Below are 17416 nucleotides of genomic sequence, written 5' to 3'. Positions count from 1 at the left end.
CACCGGATCCCGCCGGCGCTCACCGCGGCCGTCCCGCCCGCGCAGCCCGCGGTGGGGCCGGGCGGGTCCGCCTACGAGCACGGCGGCATGACGGCGACGTCCGGCGGCAAGGGCGACGAGGCGTGGTACGTGTTCGCCCCGGCGGCGCCGGCCGTCCAGCGCGCCCCGGTCACGGTGATCGCCCACGGGTACGGCGAGTACGCCGGCTACGCGCAGATGGAGGCGCTGATCCGGCACACGGTCCGGCACGGCGGCATCGTGGTCTACCCCCGCTGGCAGACCTGCCTGCTGTGCCCCGCGCCGAACATGCGCGACCCCCTCGCCGCCGCCGCGGGCGGGGTCAGGGGCGCCCTGGCCTGGCTGCGGGCGGACGCCGCGCGCCCGCAGCCGCTGGCGGACGAGGCGTCCTACTTCGGCTTCTCCTACGGCGGCATGATCACGCTCAACCTGGCCAACCGCTGGGCGGCGCTCGGTTTGCCCCGGCCCCGCGCCGTGATGCTGGACGAGCCGACCGGCGGTCCCGTCGGGGACCAGTTCGACGCGTCCATGGCGGGCGTCCCCGCCTCGGCGAAGCTGGTCTGCATGGTCTCGGTCGAGTACGCCCGCTCCGACCCCGGCCACGGCTGCTACCACGTCTGGGACAGCCTGGGCCGCATCGCCGCCCGCGACAAGGACTTCGTGCTCGTGCACACCGACGCCCACGGCACCCCGGCCCTGCACGCCGTCCACGGGATGAGCACCGGCGACGCCGTCGACGCCATCGACTACTTCGCCGTCTGGAAGCTCTGGGACGCGGCGCGGGCCTGCGCACTGACCGGCACGTGGTGCGACTACCTCGACGGGACGGCCCAGGAGCAGAGCATGGGGTCCTGGAGCGACGGCACCCCCGTCACCGCGCTGTCCGTCGCGGACCGTCCGGTCACCGCCTGACCCCGCCCGCCGGACACCCCCGTTCCGGCGTTGCATGGTCATGCAGAGGTATGCATATACTTCTACTCGTGTCCAAAGTGCTCACCTCCCTCCCTGCCGGCGAACGCGTCGGGATCGCCTTCTCCGGCGGCCTCGACACCTCCGTAGCGGTCGCGTGGATGCGCGAGAAGGGTGCAGTGCCGTGCACCTACACCGCCGACATCGGCCAGTACGACGAGCCCGACATCGCCTCCGTCCCGGGGCGCGCGGACGCGTACGGCGCCGAGATCGCGCGGCTGGTCGACTGCCGGGCGGCCCTCGTGGAGGAAGGGCTCGCAGCCCTGGCCTGCGGGGCGTTCCACATCCGGTCCGGCAACCGCGCCTACTTCAACACCACGCCGCTCGGACGGGCCGTCACCGGCACCCTCCTGGTGCGCGCGATGATGGAGGACGGCGTGCAGATCTGGGGCGACGGCTCCACCTTCAAGGGCAACGACATCGAGCGGTTCTACCGCTACGGCCTGCTCGCGAACCCGTCCCTGCGCATCTACAAGCCGTGGCTGGACGCCGACTTCGTCAGCGAGCTCGGCGGCCGCACCGAGATGTCGCAGTGGCTGCTCGCCCGCGGCCTCCCCTACCGCGACAGCACCGAGAAGGCCTACTCCACGGACGCGAACATCTGGGGCGCGACCCACGAGGCCAAGGCCCTCGAACACCTCGACGCGGGCATCGAGACCGTCGACCCGATCATGGGCGTCCGGTTCTGGGACCCCGCGGTCGAGATCGAGCCCGAGGACGTCACGATCGGCTTCGAGCAGGGCCGCCCGGTGACGATCAACGGCAAGGAGTTCGCGTCCGCCGTCGACCTCGTCCTGGAGGCCAACGCCATCGGCGGACGGCACGGCATGGGCATGTCCGACCAGATCGAGAACCGCGTCATCGAGGCCAAGAGCCGCGGCGTCTACGAGGCCCCCGGCATGGCGCTGCTGCACGCCTCCTACGAGCGGCTCGTCAACGCGATCCACAACGAGGACACCCTCGCCAGCTACCACGTCGAGGGGCGGCGGCTCGGCCGGCTGCTGTACGAGGGCCGCTGGCTGGACCCGCAGGCCCTGATGCTCCGCGAGTCGCTCCAGCGCTGGGTCGGGACGGCCGTCACCGGCGAGGTGACCCTCCGGCTGCGCCGCGGCGAGGACTACTCGATCATGGACACGTCCGGGCCGGCGTTCAGCTACCACCCCGACAAGCTCTCCATGGAGCGCACCGAGGACTCCGCGTTCGGGCCCGTCGACCGCATCGGCCAGCTCACCATGCGCAACCTCGACATCGCCGACTCCCGCACGCGGCTGGAGCAGTACGCCGGCCTCGGCATGGTCGGCACCGAGCACCCGACCCTGATCGGCGCCGCGCAGGCCGCCTCGACCGGCCTGATCGGCGCGATGCGCGAGGGCGGCGCCGAGGCGATCGCGTCCCGCGGCAAGGGCGCCGGCGAGGAGGAACTGCTCGACCACGCCGCCATGGAGTCCGGCACCGACTGACCGTCCCGCTGTAGACGGGCACGTCCCGGCCGGGGGTGTCAGCCGTGGGCGTCAGCCGTGGCCGTTCGCTTCCGCGGTGCCGTTCGGCGCCGCGCCGTGCCGGGGCGGCTCGTGGCCGGGGCCGTCGGAGAAGGACGCCACCCGCCGGCGCCTGCGGGCGGCCCGCACCCGCTCGCCGCCTTCGGCCGCGACCTCCTCCAGCAGCTTGAGGGTGCTCACGACCCCGGAGGGACCGAGGTTCAGCCGCGCGAGCCACGGCAGGTCCTCCTGCTCCGGGCCCGGCGGGGGCTCCTCGAACCTCTTCACGGTGATCTCGAACGACTCGCCGTTGACCAGGGCGAGGTGGAAGCTCTGCCGGAGGCGGCGCCGCACGGGCCCGCCCTGGTCCCCGCCGTCCGGATCGGTGGCGATCATGTGGAGCCCGTCGTCGGCGCGCTCGCCGACCTCCTCGACGCCCGCCGACGCGATCGCGTCGTAGCGGAAGGTGGTGCGCCGCTGGTTGCGGAGGGCGCCCGTGGCGAAGTCCAGGCTGATCTTGATCTGCCGCACCCCCGCCTCCGTCAGCAGGTACACCCAGAGGACGTAGGCCGTGTACCGCCACACCCCGTTGCGGACGCGGGCGCGCTGCGCCCCCCGCGCCGGCTCGGCGATGACGGCGTGCTCGATGATGTCGGCGTTGGACAGCCCGTACTGGTTCCGGCACATGGCCATGAGGTGGCGCTTGTCGTCGTCCAGCCAGCGCGCCATCTCGATGTCGCTCGGCCGGTCGGCCAGCACCGCGCACCAGCTCCGGTAGGCCGCCGCCTCCCCCTCGCGGCGCCGCGCGGCGGCGGCGCGCTCGTCCGGCAGCCTGCGCCTCCGCACCAGGTACACGTCCACGCCGCTCGCGGCCAGCAGGACCGCGCCGACCGCGATCGTCAGGGCGAAGAGCCCGACGCGTCCGCCGGTGGACGCGACCATCCCGCCGAGGAGGAAGAGCGTGCCGAAGCAGCAGCCGACCGCTCCGGCCGTGAAGCCGAGGGGGACGAAGGGAGAGTGCGCCTCCTTCTTCAGCTCGCCGGCCCGCCAGCGGCGGAACGCCTGGCCGGCATGCCACCTGATCAGCCAGTCCACCGCTCCGGGCTGGATCCGCGGGGCGGCGTAGAGCTCGGTGAGCTCCCGGGCGAGCACCGCCTGGATCGTGCGGGTGTGGGCGCGGAAGGACGGCGACCACGCCCCGGCGTGCCAGGAGTGCCGGTGGAACACCGCCCGCACCGCCTCCTCGATGGACGCCGCGAACTCCGGATCGGCGGGCGGCGCGGCGTGCGGCGCGCCGGGTGCGGGCGGCGCCCCGGACGCGGCGAGGTAGCGGGACGGGAACTGGCGCGGCGCGAGGCACACCACCAGGGTGCCGCTCGCGCCGAGCAGCGCAAGCACCGCCAGCGCGAACCCGGGGCTGTGGACGAGGTCGATGATCAGCACCGACAGCAGCCCGGCGGTGCAGAGGACGGCGCCGCAGGCGGCCATGAACCCGTGCAGACCGCTCATCGTGGGCGCTTCGGGCATCCGGGCGCGGGGAGGCTCCGGGACGGGCTCGAAGAACTTCCAGACCCGGCCCTTGCGGTCCGGGGCGAGCCGCCGCGCGCGGATCCGTCCCGCGAACTCGGCTTCGAGCCGGTCCAGCGAGGCACCCGTCATGACCAGGCCGAGGTGGGTCTGGATCTCGTTCTGGCGCTTCTCCGGCAGCCGCCGGTACGCGCCGACCGCGTCGTCGAGCTGGTCCCGGCTCGTGACGCCGTTCTGCTCCTGCTGGCGGCGGCACTCGACGAGGCTCCTGATCGCCTCGATGGGCGCCGACCACCGGTCCTCGCGGTTCCGCCTCGCGCTGCTGAAGGCGTAGCGGAGGTCCTGGAGCTCGTCGGTGGCCAGGTCGCCGAAGGGCCGCTCGCTCAGGATGGACAGCGCCAGGTGGTAGCAGAGCTCGTTCGACGCGCCCTCGTCCGCGATGAGCTCCTTGAACAGTGCCCGCGCGGGGACCGCGTTCAGGGCGGCGAGGCAGGCCCTGGCCTTCGCCAGCCTCTCCGCCGGTGTGGCGTTCTGGCTGAGCACATAGGTGTAGTTGTCACCGATCAAGACGCCCTGGACACCGACGTGTGAACCGTCCTTGGCGGTGTTGTTGAAGACCGCCTGCTCCCAGTTCACTCTTCCCCCTCAGGCCGACGAGCGTTCGTGTTCTCACGGGCGGGGCCGTCCCCCATGTTGAGTGGGCCGTAGTGGACGCCCTGGACGCCGACCCGGGCGTTGTCCCGCGCGATATTGGTGATGCCGCCCCCGATCAACTTGTCGCCCGGGACTGTGTCGCCCCCGATCTGTAGGTCGCCCAGCACCTGCGGGCCGCTCGGTTCCTCCTCGTGCGAAGCCGGTCCGGGGCCGGTCCACGCGGCGAGCCTCGCGGCGAGGCCGTCCTCCCCGGGGATGTGCAGCCAGGCGCGCATCCTGTCCGCCTTGGACGTGACGACGGCGGGATGGAACGTCCGGAGGTCGATGGCCGGATCGCCGTAACGCACGATCCCGTGATGGACGTGGTCGGAGATCAGGTAGGCGACCGCGCCCTGGGCCCGCCTGAGCGCCGTCCTGAGCAGCTCCGACTCGCTCAGCCTGAAGGTCTGGTTCAGGTCGCCTCCGACGAAGCCCTGCTCGTCCCGGTAGACGTCCCCGGCGTGCATCGCGACGCGCATCCGCAGCCGGTTCGGGCCGGGCGCCGAGGCGGCCGGCGCGGTCGCCGCCAGCCGGAGGACGCCGGCGACGACGACCGCCCTCGGCACCTGCGCCGGCCACAGCATGAGCACGCCGTCACCGCGGTCCTCGTGGAAGCAGCTCGACCAGAGCGGCTCCATGGCCCGCGGCAGCCAGGCGTACATCTCCTCGCGCGCCCGGCGCTGCTCCAGATCGGAGCGGGCGCTGAAGCCCTCGATGTCGGTGACCACGATGGTCCCGGGCGCCGGATACTCCTCCATGGCCGGACGGCCCTCCTTCGCGTCGCCGTGACCGCGCTCGCGATGACGGCGTTCGATGACGGTGACTTGCATGACGGTGCTTGCGTGACGGTGCTTGCGTGACGCTGATCTCGGTGCGTGATCTCGGTGCGGTGATCTGTCGGCGCGTCCTGGTGATCGCGTTCCGGGACCCCGCCCGTGAGCGGCCATCCGGCGGTTCGTGCCGGACTGGACTGCAACAACCCTCGGGAGCCGGTCGGCCGCGGTCAACACGGTCGTGCGGAGGCGACCGCCGGCGTGACCCGGTTCGCTGCGCGCTCCTCCCGGCGCCGCTCCTCCGTCCCCGCTGGCCACAGGAACGCCATGCACCTCGGTCGCACCGCGCCGGCCGGTCGCCGAGGCCGCGCGGGGACGGGCCGGATCGAGTCGGCGAATGGCGCACGTGCGCCATTCAGCGGGGATCACGGCGCCTCGATTCCGGTGCCTCGCGAGGCCCGGGCAGGGCGGCCGGAGGGCGGTCCGGGGCTTCCGCGCCCTCATCGGACGCGGCGAGGAGCGCATCCAGTGACTCAAGGCGGACGACCCTGATGGAACCGTGCCCGGTGGCCACGATGCCCCGCCTCCTGAGCTCGGTCAGGGCGCGGACGACCGAGCTGCGGGACACCCCGAGCATCTCGGCGATCTCGTGCTGGTACCGGAACGGCGTGCCGTCCAGCGCCCCGGAGCCGCTGCCGTGCTCGGCGCGGCCGAGCAGCCGGGCCACCCGGAGCAGCGTCGGCTCCCGCGCGGCGCCGTCGCTCCGGTCGGCCTCGCGCAACCGGTGCACGACGACCCGCAGCAGCGCGGTGCGGATGCCCTCGTACCGCCGCATCACCTGGTCGAACGCTTCGTAGGACAGCACCGCGACCCGGCCGGCGCGCACCACGCGGACCGTCGCGGAGTGCGGGAGGCCGTCGACCAGGGACAGCTCACCGAGGATGTCGCCCGGACCCCGGTAGGCGATCCACCGCTCGCCGTCCCGTGTCCCGCGGACCACCTTGACGTAGGCGGTCAGGAGGACGACCACCTTTGCGGAACGGCGCCCCTCGGCATAGATCCGGGACCTGGCGGCGACACCGTGGACGGTGCCCGCCTCAAGGAGGTCGCGCCGCTCCTCGGCTCGCAGCAGCGACAGGAACGGGCCGAGCGTCGACCGTCCGGTCCGCGGCGGCCCGGTCATCGGCGGCACCGTCCCGCCGTGCGCGCTTCCCTGCCGCGGGGGACGCCGCTGGACCATGATTGCCTCAGATCGAACCGACGGAGGCGGCCGGAGTCCGCCGGGAGGTGAGCCACGGCATGAGCGGCGACACGGCAGGCCGCCCCGAGCCGGGCGGACGGGACGCGGCCGGTCCCCGGCGGTGGAACCTCGTGTACGGCGCCAAGAGCCCGCCGAGCGCGCGCCCGGCCGGTACGGGCGACACCGGCACGGGCGAGCCGATCGTGGGCGGCTCCGGCGGCGAGGCGTCCCGGACGGAGAGCGCGCCGGTGGGCTTCCGCTCGTCCGGACGGGCGCCGCGAGTGCTCGTGGTCGCCGACGAGTGGTTTCCGGCGCGGGGCGGTCTGAGCTCGCTGAACCGGTACCTGTGCATCGCGCTGGCCGCCGCCGGGGCGGAGGTGTACTGCCTGGTGCCCGGTGTGTCGGAGGAGGAGCGGGGAGACGCTGCGGGAGCCGGAGTCCGGCTCCTCGCCGCCCGCCGGCTGCCCGGGATGACCGAGCGGGAGGCGCTGATGCGGCGGCCTCCGCTCCCCCCGGGCGCGGAGCCCGACATGGTCGTCGGGCACGGCCGGATCACCGGTCAGGTCGCCAAGGCGCTCGTCGAGGACCACTTCCGCGGCGCGGCCCGCCTCCACCTCGTGCACATGGCACCCGACGACATCGAGTGGTACAAGCTCGACGGCGAGGACGACGCGGGCATGCGCGCCGACGAGCGCAGCCGGCTGGAACTCGACCTGGCGCGGGACGCGGCCGCCGTCGTGCCGGTGGGGCCGCGGCTGCACGAATGGCTGGAACGCGACCTGCCGGACGACGGGGACGGGCGCCGTCCCCGCCTTCTGCGGCTCGATCCGGGCTTCGACCTCACGGGAAGCACGGCGCGGACCCCGCCGGGCGGCCGTCCGCTGATACTGATCATGGGACGGATGGCGGACGCCACGCTGAAGGGCCTGGACCTCGCTGCGCGGGCGATCGGCCACGCCCACACCCTGTGCCCGGGCGCCGCGGACTGGGAGTTCCTCGTCCGCGGGGCGCCCGTGAAGAGCGAGCACGCGGTGCGGGAGAGGGTCCTCGACCTGATCGGGCACCGCGCGGCGAACGTCACGGTGCGCGCCTACTCGGCCGAGACCTCGGTGATCCAGCGGGACCTGCGGCGGGCGAGCCTCGCGCTCATGCCGTCCCTCGTCGAGGGGTACGGGCTGGTCGGCCACGAGGCGATCACCGCGGGCACGCCCACCCTGGTCGGCGGGCGGAGCGGGCTGGGCCGGCTCATCGAGGAGGTGCTGCCCGCGGAGCAGGCGCGGGACGTCGTCGTCCCGATCGTGCAGGACGACGCGACCGACGTCCCGGTGTGGGGCCACCGCATCACAGCGGTCATGACCGACCGCGCCGCCGCCTTCGCCCGGGCCGCCGCGGCGCGGCGGGCGCTCGCCGACCGGCGGACCTGGGCCGCGGCCGCGGACCGGCTGCTCGGCGTGCTGTGATCGTCGCTGCTCTGGCACGGTGCACCTACCGTCGCTGACCGGGCGCTCGTCGGCTGCGGGACCGGACCGGCCGGCGTCAGCGCCCCGCATCGCCCGTCCTCGGCCGGACCGGTCCCTCGCCCCACGGCACCACGGCGCACCGCCGGGGCGGCGGCGGAACTGGGAAACGCTGGACGGCGCTGGACGGCACCCATCGCGCCGCAGCCCCCCATCGCGCCACGGCGCCCCATCGCGCCACGGCCCCCCATCGCACCACGGCGACCCGGCGGTTCAGCGGCCCATCGCACCACGGCGGCCCGGCAGCCCGCGGCTCGGCGGTTCAGCGGCCCGGCGGCCCGGCGGCCCGGCGGCCCGGCGGTTCAGCGGTCCGGCGGTTCAGCAGTCCAGCGGTTCAGCAGTCCAGCGGTTCAGCAGTCCAGCGGTTCAGCAGTCCAGCGGTTCAGCAGTCCAGCGGTTCAGCGGTCCGGCGGTTCAGCAGTCCAGCGGTCCGACGGCCCACGGCCCGGCGCCCCGCCGCCCGGCGGTTCAGCCGCTCGGTGGAGACGGTTCCGGCGCTATCCGGGGTGGGGGTGTCCGCGTCGAGCATGGTCCTGACCGCCCGCGAGGCGGGATGGCGTATCGACTCGAACATCGCGAGCGCCTCCAGGCGGCGCGCCCGCGCCCGACCCGGCTCGCCCGCCTCCTCGTGCGCGTTCGCCAGGTCGGACAGGACGTGCGCCGCCCAGAAGCGGTCGCCCAGCCGCCGGTCGAGTTCGAGGGACCGCTCGTAGCGGACGATCGCGTCCCGCGTCCGGCCGAGACGCCGCTCGATGCGTCCGATGGTGCGGAGCGCGTACGCCTCGCCCTCCACGTACCGGAGCCCGCGGTAGAGGTCGAGCGCGCGCCGCCCCAGCGGCAGCGCCTCGGCGCACCGGCCGGCGCGCTCGCGCTGCTCGGTGACCTCGATCAGGGCGTCCGCCTCCGCGAGCGGGTCGCCGGAGCCGACCGGCGACCGCAGCGCCTCTTCGGCGTGCTCCAGCGCCTCGGCGTGCGCACCCGCCGCGTCGTGCAGGCGCGACAGGGAGAGGTGGGCCTGGAAGGCGCCGCGGGCGTCGCCGATGGCCCGGCACTCCGCCAGCGACGCCTCCAACAGTTCGCGTGCCTCCGCGTGCTCGCCCAGCCTGGTCAGCCCGTCGCCGAGCAGCCGCATCGACGTGGCCGGCACGGCGCGGTCGTCCGCCCGTCCGGCGGCCGCCAGCCCGGCGCGGTGGACCGCGACGCGCTCGTCCCGGCGGCCCGTCCGGCGGAGGAAGACGGTCGCGGCCCACGCGAGCCGCCAGACGTGCCCGTGGAACCCCTCCGCGGCCGCCTGCTCCATCGTCGCGTGCAGGGTCGGGATCTCGGCCGTGAACCAGGCGACCGCGTCGGCGTAGCCGTCGATGCGCGGGCCGGCCCACGACGGTCCGGGCTCCGGGAGCTCCCTCGCCCGGCACGGCTCGATGTGGCGGCCCGCCCGGATCGCCGTGCACAGGTAGTAGTCCAGGACGCGCTCGACCGCGGCGCGGCGGTCCGCCTCGCCGAGCCGGTCGGCGAGCTGGCGCGCGAAGGCCCGCAGGAGGTCGTGCGAGGAGAAGCGGCCGTCCTCCTGCTCGGTCAGCATGTGGGCGCCGGTGAGCGCGTCCAGCTCCGCCCGCGGCGGCGCGGCGGCGCCGAGCAGGGCGGCGCAGGCGTGCGCGTCGATGTCGGGCCCGACGTGCGTCCCGAGCAGCTGGAACAGCCGGGCCGCCGGCTCGGGGAGCAGCGCGTAGGAGGTCTGGAAGACCCTGCGCAGATCCAGGTCGGCCGCGCCCGCGCCGAGCGCCTCCAACCGGTCGGGCACGTCCCGCAGCCGGTCGGCGAGCCGCTCCAGCGAACCGTCCGGACGGGCCGCGGCCCGGGCCGCCACGATGCTCAGGGCCAGCGGCAGGCGGGCGCACAGCTCCATCAGCTCGTCCGCGGCGGCGGCCTGCTCGGCCAGCCGGCGCGCCCCGAGCCACCGTTCCAGCAGGCTCAGCGCCTCGCGGTAGGGCAGCACGTCGAGGGTCAGCCGGTGGGCGCCCTCCCGGACCAGGAGGCTCTCCAGCCGGTTCCGCCCGGTGACGACGGCCAGGCAGGTGGCCGTGCCCGGCAGCAGCGGGCGGACGGCGGCGGACGAGGCCGCGTTGTCGAGCACCACCAGGATCCGCCGGTCGGCCAGCAGGCTGCGGTAGAGCGCCGCCTTCGCGTCCAGCCCGGCCGGGATCGACTCCGGCGCGGCGCCGAGCGCCTGAAGGAACCGGTGCAGCACCTCGCCGGGATCGGCGGGGCCCTCCGGGTCGAAGCCGCGCAGGTTCACGTGGAGCTGGCCGTCCGGGTACTGGTCCTTGACCTGGTGCGCCCACCGCAGCGCGAGCGTGCTCTTCCCGACTCCGGCGCTGCCGTCGACGGTGACGATGACGGCCGCCGACGCGTCCGCCTCGTCGAGGATGCCGTCCAGGCGGCGGAGCTCGGCCTCCCGCCCGGCGAAGTGGCCGGTGACCGGCGGGAGCTGGCGCGGCAGCGGCACCCGGGCGGCTCGCCGCGCCACGTCCGGCGTTCCGTGCCCCGGCTCGGCCGGACGGTCCGCGCCGGTGCCCTGCGGTCTCTGCTGGGCCACCTCGATGGTGTCGCGGAGCGTGCTCAGCTCGCGCATCTCGGCGGCCTCGGCGCCGAGCACCGACAGCAGCCGGTCGAAGACGTTCGTCCGCGGCAGCGTGGTGCCCTTGAGGTAGGCGTACAGGCTGCTCCTGGAGACGTTCACGCGCCGCGCGAGCTCGCCGCGGTCCAGCGCGCGCCCGAGCTGCCGCTCCCGCCGGAACAGCAGGAGGGTCAGCTCGCCGGCCAGCCGCCTGCGCAGTGGCTCGGGATCGTCGCCGAGCCGGTGTCGCACGTCCTCGGACACCGCTTCCTCCGCGTCGCCGTGCACGGTCCGCCGCGTTCGGCGCCGATCCAGGCGGGGCTACGACATCGGCGGCGCGCGGGAGATCTCAGCGTATTCCAGGAACGTCCAGATCCACCGCCGATCCGGCGGACGCCGTGCTGATCTGGCGGTGTCCGTTCCGTGCCGGTCGAGCGACGAGGTAGGGCGTTGGCAGATCCGAACGGCTTCCACGCACTGCTTCTCGACCCCGCGCTGACGTACTCGTGCGCCTACTGGACGTCCCGCGCGCCGGGTTACGGAGCGGCGGAGGCGCAGCGCGACAAGCTCGACCTCGTCTGCCGGAAGCTCGGCCTCGGACCGGGATCGCACCTCCTGGACGTCGACTGCGGCTGGGGGTCGCTGCTCCTGCACGCCGCCGCCCGCTACGGCGCCCGCGCCACGGGCGTCGCGTACTCCGAGGCCCAGCGCGCGTTCGTCGACGCGCGGATCGCCGAGCGCGGGCTGCGCGGCTCGGCCGACGTCCAGGCATGCGGCTACCGGGACGCCGCCGGCGGCCCCTTCGACGCGGTGTCCTCCATCGAGGCGGGCGAGTACGCCGTACGGGACGACCAGGCCGGCTACTGCGCCACCCTGTACCGGCGGCTCCGCCCCGGCGGCCGCCTCCTCCTCCAGCAGATCACGCGCGGCCGGGTCGCGGACGGGGACGCCGCCCTCGTCCGGTCGCACTCGGGCGCGGGGCTGGCGGCGCACGCGCTTCCCGTCACGCTCGGCCACCTGGAGTCAGCGGGCTTCGAGATCCGCGAGGTCGTGTCGCTGCGCGAGCACTACGTCGCCACGATGGACGCCTGGTGGGACGCGCTGAACGGTTCCTGGGACGCGGTCGTGGACCGTGTCGGCGCGCGCCGGGCGCGGAGCTGGCGGCTGTACCTCGCGGGCGGCTCGCTGGCCTTCCAGACCGGCCAGGCGAGCGTGCACCAGATCCTCGCCGTCCGTCCCCATCCGGACGGCCGGAGCGGCTTCCCTCTCGTAGGCGAGCGCACCGAAACCGTTTCCCCGGCCACAGATGTGTCCTGAGCGATGGCCTGTGAGAGGCACATCGTTTCAGCCGGGAAACTCGAAACGGCGCGGGCCGGCCATTGTCAGGCGCTCTGGCGCTCACCCGGCAGCAGGCGGCCCAATCGAACCGGATCGAGGACGGTGACGCGGCCGTGCCTTGTGGAGACGATCCCGCCCGCCCGGAGCTTCGAGAGGGCGCGCACCACCGAGGCGCGGGACACCCCCAGCAGCTCGGCCATCTCGTGCTGGAAACGGACGGGCACCACGCCTGCGGGCCCCGCGTCCCGCCGGGTCTGGTCCAGGAGCCGCGCCACCCGCAGCAGAACGCTCTCGTCACCGACGCTGCGCTCGTCGTCGGCGCACCGCAACCGCTGGCTGACCACGCGCAACAGCGCCCGGTGCAGCCCGTCGTGCCGCCGCGCCACCGCGTCGAACGCCTCGTGCGAGAGCACCAGGGCGCGCCCCCCGCCCACCGCGGCCACGGTCGCCGAGTGCGGCCGGTCGTCCACCAGCGACATCTCGCCGATGACGTCCCCGGGACCGCGGAAGGCGAGCCACACCTCACCGTTCCCGGTGCGCCGCGTCACCCGCACATGGGCGTCGAGCAGGACCATTATCACCCCGGTTCGATGTCCCTGCACATACAGTTCGCAAGAATCCGGGAAAACACGGATGTGACCCGCTCCGCACAGATCCCGCCGCTCCGCGCCGTCCAGCATCGACCAGAACTCGTACACAGGCATCCTCCCCGTCCGCGGAGAACCTTCGCCTATTCGGACGGCCCGCACCGCGCATATCCCCGGCCGCTTTCGGTCGAATTACCGAAGCCCTCGGAGCGGCCCGGTGATGGTGGTCACCGGGCCGCTCCGTGCGGGATGGGGCGTCAGGTCAGTTTGTAGAGGGTGCCTGAGGTGCTTCCGCCTCCGTAGGCGGTGGCGCTGATGGCGGTGCCGTTCTTCTTGATCCAGGCGGTGACCGCGGAGCCGGCCGAACCGCCTCGGCCGTCGTCGCCGAGCAGGACGTACTTCAGCTTGCCGTCCTCGACGTACCGCTGGAGCTTGGCGACCGTCATGGCCGGGTCGCTGCCGGTGAAGCCGCCCATGGCGATCACCGGTTCGCCGGTCTGGAGCTCGATCGTCGCCGCGCTCTGCGCGCTGGACACCGCGAGCAGCCACGTGGCGCCGCCCCGGTTCCGCTCCAGGTAGGAGATGAGCGCCGAGCTGACGTTCCCACCCATACCGGACGGGCCGCCGCCGGACCGGGTACCGCCCGAGGGCGCTCCGCCCGCAGGGGCACCGGACGGGCGGGTCGCCTTACCGGACGGCCCGCCGCTGGGGCCTCCGCTGGGACCCCCGCCCATGCCGCCGCCCGCGACGGACGGACCGGCGGTCGGGTTGGTGCCGCCCGCCCTCGACGTGCCGGTCGCGGCCGAGACGGCGTAGGCCGCCGGACCGGTCAGGGACGCGAGCAGGCTCGCCGTCACGGCGAAGACGGCCAGCGTGCGGGCCGCGCCCCGGCGCCGAGTGCGTAGGGCGCGGGCCGTCAGGGCGAGGACGGCCACAGCGGTGAACGCGAGGATCGTCCAGGCCAGCCAGGGGTTCCAGGACGGCGTGCGGCGCAGCAGCGCGAACGCCCAGCCGCCGGTGACGAGTACCGCGACCGGGAGCGCCCAGGCCAGGCGGCGCGGGGCGCGCCACAGGGCGACGGCTCCGGCACCGGTCAGCGCGCCGATCGCGGGCGCCATCGCGGTCGTGTAGTACGGGTGGAAGGTGCCCTCGCTGAGGCTGAACACCAGGAAGTGCACGGCCAGCCAGCCGCCCCAGATCAGCGCGGCGGCGCGGGCGAGGTCGGTGCGCGGGCGCCGGCCCCGCGCGACCAGGGTCGCGACCAGGGCGATCGCGGCGAGCGGCAGCAGCCAGGAGATCTGGCCGCCCATCGTGTCGTTGAACAGCCGGGAGATCCCGGCGGCGCCGCCGAAGCTCCCGCCCTGGCCGCCGCCCGCGCCGCCCTCGGAGCCGAAGATCCTGCCGAGGCCGTTGTAGCCGACGACCAGGTTCCACGCCGAGTTGTCGGTGCTGCCGCCGATGTACGGGCGGGACGACGCGGGGACGAGGTCGACGATGACCATCCACCACGACGCCGACACCAGCAGCGCCGCTCCGGCCGCGGCCAGGTGCCCGACGCGGCGCCGGAGCCGTCCGGAGGCGCAGGCCAGGTACACGAGCGCGAAGCCGGGGAGCACCAGGAACGCCTGCGCCATCTTCGTGTTGAAGCCGAGGCCGATGAAGACCGCGCAGGCGAGCAGCCAGCGCAGCCGCCCGGAGCCGACGGCGCGCTGGAGCGCCCACGCCGCGCAGACCAGCAGGAGGACCAGCAGCGTGTCGGGGTTGTTGTCCCGGTCGATCGCGACCGTGATCGGCGTCAGCGTGAGGACGAGCGCGGCGATCAGCGCGGCGGCCGTGCCGAACGCGCGCCGCACCGTCACGTACAGGACCGCGACCGCGGCCACGCCCATCACGACGGACGGCCCGACGAGGCTCCAGCCGTTGACGCCGACGGCCCGCGCGGTGAGGGACTGGACCCACAGCGCCAGCGGCGGCTTGTCCACGGTGATGTAGTTGCCGGCGTCCAGCGAGCCGAAGAAGAACGCCTTCCAGCTCTTCGTGCCCGACAGCACCGCCGCGGAGTAGTAGGAGTTGGCGGACTGGGCGGAGATGCCCCATCCGTACAGGACGGCGGCGAGGGCGAGGATCGCCCCCAGGACCGCCCTGGCTCCGCGAGGCGATCGGCCGGTCCCGTCCGGCCGCCGATGGCGTCCGGCAAACGCGGGCGCGGTACCTGGTGCGGTCGCGTCCGCGTGAGTGAGCTGCATGGTCATGATCGGCTCGTCTCCTCCCTTCCTTTCGGGGTCAGGCCGCGGCGCGCCGCGCGGCGGCCGCGCCACGTGACGGCACCGCGAGGATCAGCTCGCCGCGGGCGATGCGGCGGAGGCGGGCCAGGCCGCGCAGGTCGTCCACGATCGTGAGGTCGGTGCCCAGGCAGGCGGCGCCGCCCGTGCGCGGGACGCGCCCCTCACCGGTCCGGACCTGGTGCGTCGACGGAACCCGTGTCATCTCGATCAGTTCGCTCATGCCGACCAGGTTCGCGACGCCGGGTGTGAGGGCGGTGACGCGGCGATGAGAGGGCCCTCAGAGTCCGCGGGACCCGGCTCAAGGGCCGCTCATCCCGCGTTCATGCCGCTCTCAGGTGGCGCAGAGGGTGACGGCCAAGGCCAGGAGTGCCAGCGTCAGGACGGCTTCCAGCCCGAGGAGGAGCCTCTTCCGCGCGCGTGAACCGCCGGTTTCGTAGAGGGCGGGGACGGGCCATCGTCTGCGCAGCGCGAGGGCCGCCACGCCGAGCGACACGATCAGCGGCACGGACGTCGCGGCGAGGAGGGCGGCGGCGTCGGGCGGTTCGTCCGCCGCGGCGCCGACCGCCGCCAGGCCAAGGCCCGCCGCACCGGCGAGCAGCGGCGCCATCCGGTGCGCGGCGAGGACGAACGGACGCGCGCGCAGGGCGAGCATCACGGCGGCGACCGCGCAGGCGGCGGTTCCGGTCCGTCCGCCGGAGAACGCGAGGACGCTCTGCCCGGCGAGGCCCGCCAGGACGACGGCGAGGAGCAGGGCGGTCGTCGCCCGGTTCACGAGCGTCGCCCGGTGCCGCAGCCGATGCGCGGTCAGGCCACCGGGCGGGCCCTCGTTCGCGCCGCTTCCCACCGGTGACGGGACGGCCGGATCCGCGGCGAGGCGGCGGCGGGCGTACCAGAGCGCCGTGCCGGGGATCAGCGCGGCAGACGGGAGGAGCGGCACGAGGCCCGCGGCCACGACTCCGGCGGCGGGCACGCCGTCGAAAGCCGCGGCGGCACCGAGCACGAGGACGGCCGCGAGGGCCGCGAGCGCGGTACCGACCGCCACCGGCCGGACCGCGCCCGCGAGGACCGCGCCGAGCAGGGCGGCGACGCCGAACGCGGCCACCGCCCCGGCCAGCCGGACCGGCCCCGCCGAACCGAAGTCCCCGGCGTCACCGTGAAAAGCCGCAACAAAGGCGAGAGGCGCCGCGAACAAAGCGATACCCGCCCCCACCACATACGCACCACCGCCCACACCGGCACCGCCGACCCAACTGGCACCACCGCCCCGACCTGCACGGCCAACACCGCCATAGGCCGCACCCGCCGCACCGACCCCGGCCACACCACCACTCCAACCCGCACCACCGCCCGCACCACCACCCGCACCGCCAGCACCGCCCGCACCGCCAGCACCACCGCCCGGGCGGTCCGCGCCGTCCGCGCCACCGCCCGAGCGGTCCGCGCCACCGCCCGCGCCGCCGTCGGCCGTGCCCACCGCACCAGCATCCGCCGCGCCTGCGTTCGCCGCACCAGCGCCCGCCGCGCCTGCGTTTGTCGCGCTTGCGTTCGTCGTGCTGGGGGCGGGCCGTCGGGTCAGGACGGCGCCGACGCCTAGGCAGCAGAGTGCCGTCGTGGCCGCCAGGACGGTCCGCGGCCACCAGGGCGGGCCCGGGAGCAGGGACACGGCGGCCACCGCGGCGGCCGTGACGGCCATGGCGCCGGCGCCGCCGAGCACCGCCCAGCGCGGCCCCCACTGGCCGGATCGCTCGTCGTTCGCCGGGACGAGCGGGTCGACGACGTCCTCGGTGCCGACGTCGGGGAAGGTGCGGTCGGCGGGCCGCAGGTAGAGCACCTCGCCGTGCCGCAGCCCGGCCTCCGCCGGGGTCATGTCCTCGGGGAAGCGGGTGTCGTCCAGGCGTTGCAGGACCCAGCCGTCATGCCCGGCGCCGTAGTCGGCCTGGTCGGCGACGGCGTAGCCGAGGATCGTCGGGAGCAGGTCGGCGAACGGCGTCCGCACCGGCAGCGCGAGGTCCACCCGGCGCCGCGGGCCCGCGATCGTCACCCGGCACAGGTCGTCCTCGTCCGGATGCATCGCGGTCCCCATGTGTCGCCCAACGACTTCAGATCGCCGCCCATCCTGCCCCATGCGGATTCTCGGCCCGCCTAAAATCGGTCCCGAACCTGATCTTCCGCGCGACGGGGAGTAGGGCAAGCGGGGCGAACGGGACGAGCGGGGAGGCATGGGCACATGAGCACCGTGCTGGTCAGGCGCCGCCCGCGGCGTCCCGCTCCGCCGCTGCCGCAGGGCGAGCTGATGCTGGAGGCGCCGCCCGCCCTGCCGCGGGCGACGGGCGCCGCCGCGCGGGACGCGTTCGCGCTGCTCTCGGTGGCCGCG

The 17416-nt window shown here is 74.7% G+C and carries 12 protein-coding genes; 4 read left to right on the top strand and 8 right to left on the bottom strand.

Annotated features, from left to right (window positions below):
• Positions 1-930 (top strand): hypothetical protein (locus tag E1300_RS50610; RefSeq protein ID WP_165503172.1); only part of this gene is annotated, 930 nt, incomplete at its 5' end.
• A 68-nt stretch (positions 931-998) separates the two neighbouring features.
• Positions 999-2447, top strand: coding sequence for an argininosuccinate synthase (gene argG, locus E1300_RS37515; protein WP_131761878.1), 1449 nt, complete (start codon positions 999-1001; stop codon positions 2445-2447).
• Between the two features lie 51 nt (positions 2448-2498).
• On the opposite strand, the gene E1300_RS37510 is transcribed toward argG, so the two are convergent.
• From E1300_RS37510 to E1300_RS37500, 3 genes are all read right to left on the bottom strand, one after another.
• Positions 2499-4628 carry a hypothetical protein gene (locus E1300_RS37510; RefSeq protein WP_131761877.1) on the bottom strand — a complete coding sequence of 710 codons (2130 nt, stop codon included), beginning with the start codon at positions 4626-4628 and terminating at the stop codon, positions 2499-2501.
• On the bottom strand, positions 4625-5443 hold the full coding sequence (locus E1300_RS37505; protein ID WP_131761876.1) for an adenylate/guanylate cyclase: 819 nt from the start codon (positions 5441-5443) through the stop codon (positions 4625-4627). The genes E1300_RS37510 and E1300_RS37505 overlap by 4 nt, the downstream gene beginning before the upstream one ends.
• Before the next feature lie 430 nt (positions 5444-5873).
• Positions 5874-6641, bottom strand: a complete 768-nt coding sequence (locus E1300_RS37500) for a Crp/Fnr family transcriptional regulator (protein WP_165503171.1) — start codon at positions 6639-6641, stop codon at positions 5874-5876.
• A 116-nt stretch (positions 6642-6757) separates the two neighbouring features.
• On the opposite strand from E1300_RS37500, the gene E1300_RS37495 reads away from it, so the two are divergent.
• Entirely contained in the window at positions 6758-8158 is a 1401-nt protein-coding gene (locus tag E1300_RS37495; protein ID WP_131761874.1) for a glycosyltransferase family 4 protein, read from the top strand.
• Between the two features lie 439 nt (positions 8159-8597).
• Here the strand turns inward: E1300_RS37495 and E1300_RS37490 are convergent, their stop codons facing one another.
• Positions 8598-11096 (bottom strand): ATP-binding protein, encoded by a 2499-nt coding sequence (locus tag E1300_RS37490; protein ID WP_131761873.1) that lies wholly within the window; start codon positions 11094-11096, stop codon positions 8598-8600.
• 186 nt (positions 11097-11282) lie between these two features.
• On the opposite strand from E1300_RS37490, the gene E1300_RS37485 reads away from it, so the two are divergent.
• A complete protein-coding gene (locus tag E1300_RS37485) occupies positions 11283-12149 on the top strand; it encodes an SAM-dependent methyltransferase (RefSeq protein ID WP_165503170.1) in 867 nt (288 codons plus the stop codon).
• 65 nt (positions 12150-12214) lie between these two features.
• Here the strand turns inward: E1300_RS37485 and E1300_RS37480 are convergent, their stop codons facing one another.
• The 4 genes from E1300_RS37480 to E1300_RS37465 all read right to left on the bottom strand — a co-directional run bounded on the left by E1300_RS37480 (position 12215) and on the right by E1300_RS37465 (position 17113).
• Positions 12215-12850, bottom strand: a complete 636-nt coding sequence (locus tag E1300_RS37480; RefSeq protein ID WP_278045417.1) for a Crp/Fnr family transcriptional regulator — start codon at positions 12848-12850, stop codon at positions 12215-12217.
• Between the two features lie 164 nt (positions 12851-13014).
• Complete coding sequence (locus E1300_RS37475; RefSeq protein WP_242619638.1) at positions 13015-15009, bottom strand: glycosyltransferase family 39 protein; 1995 nt, start codon at positions 15007-15009, stop codon at positions 13015-13017.
• A 31-nt stretch (positions 15010-15040) separates the two neighbouring features.
• A complete protein-coding gene (locus E1300_RS37470; RefSeq protein WP_131761870.1) occupies positions 15041-15262 on the bottom strand; it encodes a hypothetical protein in 222 nt (73 codons plus the stop codon).
• Positions 15263-15373: 111 nt separating this feature from the next.
• Positions 15374-17113, bottom strand: a complete 1740-nt coding sequence (locus E1300_RS37465) for an EsaB/YukD family protein (RefSeq protein WP_165503168.1) — start codon at positions 17111-17113, stop codon at positions 15374-15376.
• Positions 17114-17416: the final 303 nt, after the last annotated feature.

The sequence above is a fragment of the Actinomadura fibrosa genome, from assembly GCF_900659615.1.
Classification (GTDB): Bacteria; Actinomycetota; Actinomycetes; order Streptosporangiales; family Streptosporangiaceae; genus Spirillospora; species Spirillospora fibrosa.
Note: the sequence above shows the minus strand (reverse complement) of the source record. Positions and strands in the feature narration are given on the sequence as shown.